Source organism: Paraburkholderia sp. Ac-20336 (assembly GCF_017105025.1).
Classification (GTDB): domain Bacteria; phylum Pseudomonadota; class Gammaproteobacteria; order Burkholderiales; family Burkholderiaceae; genus Paraburkholderia.
Map to the genome: position 1 here is coordinate 1 of NZ_JAAGPS010000230.1, position 5,181 is coordinate 5,181.

At 63.0% G+C, this 5,181-nt stretch carries 5 protein-coding genes; all 5 read left to right on the plus strand.

Annotation, left to right across the window (positions count from 1 at the left end):
• Window positions 1-153 precede the first annotated feature (153 nt).
• The 5 genes from GXB81_RS30310 to GXB81_RS30330 all read left to right on the plus strand — a co-directional run bounded on the left by GXB81_RS30310 (window position 154) and on the right by GXB81_RS30330 (window position 4,726).
• Entirely contained in the window at window positions 154-723 is a 570-nt protein-coding gene (locus GXB81_RS30310; protein ID WP_240158885.1) for a TIGR00645 family protein, read from the plus strand.
• A 51-nt stretch (window positions 724-774) separates the two neighbouring features.
• Window positions 775-2,298: a fumarate hydratase gene (locus tag GXB81_RS30315; RefSeq protein WP_167040427.1), complete on the plus strand. Its 1,524-nt coding sequence runs from the start codon at window positions 775-777 to the stop codon at window positions 2,296-2,298.
• Between the two features lie 197 nt (window positions 2,299-2,495).
• Window positions 2,496-2,975 (plus strand): bacterioferritin, encoded by a 480-nt coding sequence (gene bfr / locus GXB81_RS30320; protein ID WP_167040429.1) that lies wholly within the window; start codon window positions 2,496-2,498, stop codon window positions 2,973-2,975.
• A 247-nt stretch (window positions 2,976-3,222) separates the two neighbouring features.
• Window positions 3,223-4,110: a glutamate racemase gene (gene murI, locus GXB81_RS30325; protein ID WP_205991137.1), complete on the plus strand. Its 888-nt coding sequence runs from the start codon at window positions 3,223-3,225 to the stop codon at window positions 4,108-4,110.
• 364 nt (window positions 4,111-4,474) lie between these two features.
• A complete protein-coding gene (locus GXB81_RS30330; RefSeq protein ID WP_167040433.1) occupies window positions 4,475-4,726 on the plus strand; it encodes a (2Fe-2S)-binding protein in 252 nt (83 codons plus the stop codon).
• Window positions 4,727-5,181: the final 455 nt, after the last annotated feature.

A 5,181-nucleotide genomic window follows, 5' to 3' on the forward strand; every position in this document is an offset into this window, starting at 1 on the left:
TCGCTGCCCGAGACGCTGCCCGCCGCGCGCGCCGGGCTCACGTGCGCCGGCCGGCATGCCGCCGGCGCATTGGCCCGTGTTCCGTCAAAGCGCTTCGTCCGACTCCTGCCTATGTCCGCTTCGCGACCCGACTCCGCCCGTCAGCGCCGCCCGATGCGTCCGCTGCCCGTCCTCATTTTCATGAGCCGCTGGCTGCAGGTGCCGCTCTATCTCGGCCTGATCGTCGCGCAAGCGGTCTACGTCGTGCTGTTCCTCAAGGAAGTCTGGCATCTGGTCACGGATTCGATGAAGCTCGACGAGACCAGCATCATGCTCGTCGTGCTGGGCCTGATCGACGTGGTGATGATCTCGAACCTGCTGATCATGGTCATCATCGGCGGGTATGAAACGTTCGTCTCGCGCCTCGGTCTCGATGGCCATCCGGATGAACCGGAGTGGCTCGATCACGTCAACGCCGGCGTGCTGAAAGTGAAGCTCTCGATGGCGCTCATCAGCATCTCGTCGATCCATCTGCTGAAGACCTTCATCAGCCCCGACCAGAACACGACGCACACGATCATGTGGCAGGTCATCATCCATGTCGCGTTCCTCGTGTCCGCGCTCGTGATGGCGCTCGTCGACCGCCTCACCACGCACACGCACCCCAAGCATTTCGAAGAGCCCGCGGCCTTGCACGCCGTGGGCGGCATCAAGGTTTCCACTCCCCTGAAGGCGCAAGACTGACCGCACCGCGCTGCGATCCGATAACAAGCGTCCCTCCCCACTGAGCTAGCCATGACCGTCATCAAACAGGAAGACCTGATCCAGAGCATCGCTGATTCGCTGCAGTACATCAGCTATTACCATCCGCTCGACTACATCGAAGCGCTCGGCCGCGCCTACGAGCTCGAACAGAGCCCGGCGGCGAAGGACGCGATCGCGCAGATCCTGACCAACAGCCGCATGTGCGCCGAAGGCAAGCGCCCGATCTGCCAGGACACCGGCATCGTCACGGTGTTCGTGAAGGTCGGCATGGACGTGCGTTGGGACGGCGCGACGATGAGCGTCACCGACATGATCAACGAAGGCGTGCGCCGCGGCTACATGAACCCCGACAACGTGCTGCGCGCCTCGATCGTGAGCCCGCCCGAAGGCGCGCGCAAGAACACGAAGGACAACACGCCGGCCGTGATCCACTATGAGATCGTGCCGGGCGACAAGATCGACGTGCAGGTCGCGGCCAAGGGCGGCGGCTCGGAAAACAAGTCGAAGTTCGCGATGCTAAACCCGTCCGATTCGATCGTCGACTGGGTGCTCAAGACCGTGCCGACGATGGGTGCCGGCTGGTGCCCGCCGGGCATGCTCGGCATCGGCATCGGCGGCACCGCCGAGAAAGCGATGCTGATGGCGAAGGAATCGCTGATGGACCCGATCGACATTCAGGACGTGATCGCGCGCGGCCCGCAGGACTGGATCGAAGAACTGCGCGTCGAACTGCACGAGAAGGTCAACGCACTCGGCATCGGCGCGCAGGGTCTCGGCGGTCTCGCCACCGTGCTCGACGTGAAGATCATGGCCGCGCCGACGCACGCCGCGTCGAAGCCGATCGCGATCATCCCGAACTGCGCGGCCACGCGTCACGCGCACTTCACGCTCGACGGCTCGGGCGTGGCGAAGCTCGAAGCGCCGTCGCTCGACGCATGGCCGAAGGTGCACTGGGAGCCGAACACGGAAACCAGCCAGCGCGTCGATCTCGACACGCTGACGCCGGCCGAAGTCGCAAGCTGGAAGCCGGGCCAGACGCTGCTGCTGTCGGGCAAGATGCTGACGGGCCGCGACGCCGCGCACAAGCGCATCGCCGACATGCTCGCGAAGGGCGAGAAGCTGCCGGTCGACTTCACGAACCGCGTGATCTACTACGTCGGCCCGGTCGATCCGGTGCGCGACGAAGCGGTCGGCCCGGCGGGCCCGACCACGTCCACGCGCATGGACAAGTTCACCGAAACGATGCTCGGACAAACGGGCCTCATTTCGATGATCGGCAAGGCCGAGCGCGGCCCGGTCGCGATCGAGTCGATCAAGAAGCATAAGGCGGCCTATCTGATGGCCGTCGGCGGCGCCGCGTATCTGGTCTCGAAGGCGATCCGCAGCGCGAAGGTGCTCGCGTTCGAAGACCTCGGCATGGAAGCGATCTACGAGTTCGACGTGCAGGACATGCCGGTCACGGTCGCCGTCGATTCGAACGGCACCTCGGTGCACCAGACCGGCCCGAAGGAATGGCAGGCGAAGATCGGCAAGATTCCGGTTGCCACGGCTTAATGATTCGCAATGAGTGCCCGTCGCGCGAGTCGGATGCCGGGGCTTCGGCCCCGGCTTTTTTTTGCTGTGCGCAAGACGTGCGCAAAGCGGCGCGCAATACCTGAAACAATGCCAAAAGTTGTGTCCGTAAGCTTGGCTTTTTCAGGTATGGCGTTTATTGTTGTTGGAAATTCAAGGTCCCCACATAAGGAATTAACATGCAAGGCGACAAGAAGGTCATCGAATACCTGAACGCGCAGCTCAAGAACGAACTGACCGCCATCAACCAGTACTTCCTGCATGCGCGGATGTACAAGCACTGGGGTCTCGACAAGCTCGGCAAGCATGAATACGACGAGTCGATCGGCGAAATGAAACATGCCGACTGGCTCATCGAACGTATTTTCATGCTCGACGGCCTGCCGAATCTGCAGGACCTGCACAAGCTGCTGATCGGTGAGGAAACCAAAGAAATCCTCGAATGCGATCTGAAGCTCGAACAGATTTCGCAGAGCACCTGCAAGGAAGCCATCGTCTACTGTGAATCGGTTCGCGACTTCATCTCGCGCGAAATCTTCACGAAGATTCTCGACGACACCGAAGAACATATCGACTGGCTCGAAACGCAGCTCGATCTGATCGACAAGGTCGGCATCCAGAATTACCAGCAAAGCGCGATGGGTTCGGTCGAGTCCTGAGCGAAGCCGGCTGCAATATCCCGCGCGGTGGCGCAAGGGTTCGTTTATCCGCGAGCGAACCTGCGTGCGAGACGGACCGCGCCGCGCGGACGATATACTTGCGCACTTTGCGCGCTGCGCCGTTTCCTGTTTTCGCTGTTTGCCGTTTCCTGTTTGCCGTTTGCGCCGTTCGTCGTTTCCGTCTGTGCCGGCTTCGGCCGTTTCCGCCTTTTCGCCAAGCGTAGCGTCACGCACGTTTTCCTCGCCTATGTCTGCTCAATCGCCGTCCCCGACCGTCCGGACTTTCACCGCTGGCGCCGCGTTGCAGGCACCGGTCGGCATTTTCGATTCGGGCTTGGGCGGTCTGTCGGTGCTGCGGGCGGTGCGGGCGCAACTACCTGACGAGACGCTGCTCTATGTCGCCGATTCGCTGTACGCGCCGTATGGCGAGCGCGACGACGACTTCATCGCCGACCGTACGCTCGCGATCGGCGAATGGCTGATGGGGCAAGGCGCGAAGGCACTCGTGGTCGCCTGCAACACGGCGACCGCGCAATCGATCGCGCTAGTGCGCGAAAAGTTGCCGATTCCGCTGATCGGCGTCGAACCCGGCATCAAGCCCGCCGCGTTGCAGTCGAAAAGCCGCGTCGCGGGCGTGCTCGCGACACAGGCGACCCTGCGCAGCGCCCGCTTCCAGGGGCTGCTCGAACGCTACGCCGCCGACTGCCGCTTTCTGTGCCAGCCGGGACATGGGCTCGTGCAGGCGGTCGAGCGCTGCGACGTGAGCTCGGCCGAATTGCGCGCGCTGCTGCGCAGCTATCTCGAACCGATGCTCGACGCGGGCGCCGACACGCTCGTGCTCGGCTGCACCCACTACCCGTTTCTCGATGCGGCGATCCGCGACATCGTCGGCGACCGGCTCGCGCTGATCGACACGAGCGTGGCGATCGCGCGTCAACTGGAACGCGTACTGGACCAGCACGGCCTGCGCGCCACCGTGCCCGCCGCCGGCACGCCGCTGCCGCGCTTCTATTCCACCGACGACGGTCTCCACCAGCAGCAGCTCACCGCGACGCTGCTGGGAATCGAAGCGAGCGTCGAGCGAGTATTGATTGCCTCGCGGCGGACGGCCGGACCGGATTCGCGAGCGGCATAAAGCGCGACGCGCCCAGGCGCTGCCGCCCAGGCGGCTTCCGGCAGGGTTTTCGGCAAGATTACGCGGCTTGCATATTTCCGTACCCCGCCAGCCAAGCGTCGCCCGGACGCCGCCTGCGCCATTGCAGCGCACTTTCGTCCCGCCCCCGATTGAGTCGCCCCCAACCACCGGGCCGCACGACGCCCCACCACATCCGCGCCTTCCCGCCATTTTCCCCCTCTAGCGTCCTCGTTCCGGCCCCCCTTCCCGCCTCAAAATCCCTCCTATGAGTCTGGTTTTGTTACAAAAAATCATTCAGGGCGCTTGCCAAACGGCCCAAACAAAATGATAATAATTCGCATTAACGTTAGCTATGACGCCTGCCATGATTGTGTGTGTCTGCAAATCCGTTTCCGACCGAACCATCCGCTCCTCGATCGCGGACGGCATCGACTCGTTCGACGAACTCCAGTTCGAGCTCGGCGTCGCCTCCTGCTGCGGCAAGTGCGAGGAGTCGGTGCGCGACGTCATGCTGCAAAGCGGCGTCTGCGCGAGCCGGTGCGGCGTGGTCGTCGAACATCGTGCGCAGGTGGTCGAAATGGCTACGGTCTCGTTCTACGAACGCAAGGCAGCCTGAGTCCAGCTTTCGGGGTGCGGCGCGAGCCGTACCCACCCGTTTCAATGCCCCGACGCTTTGCGCACATTTAATGTAGCGCTTAATGCGACATCAGGATGTCGCATGATTTGCGGTACAGTCGCTGTTATCCCACTGCCGTCAGCAAGCCAGTATTCATGCCAGCCGGCTAAACCCACTCAACTTGAGCAAGGAGTTCGAGATGGAATTGCTGATTGGTTTCGTGACCACCCTGTTCATTTCGCTGCTGATTTTCCGAACATGACGATGTCCTGTCCGACACGCCGCCCAGGCGGCGTGCTGCCGCACTAACATGCAGGCCCCGTACCCCGTTCCCGCCGGCGCTTCGCTGGCGTCGCCTCCCCGTAGGAATTCCCGCGCGCTGACCGCCACCGTCGTGGTCGCGGCGATTCACGTCGCGCTGCTCGCCGTCATCATGACGCTGCGCCACGAGCCGG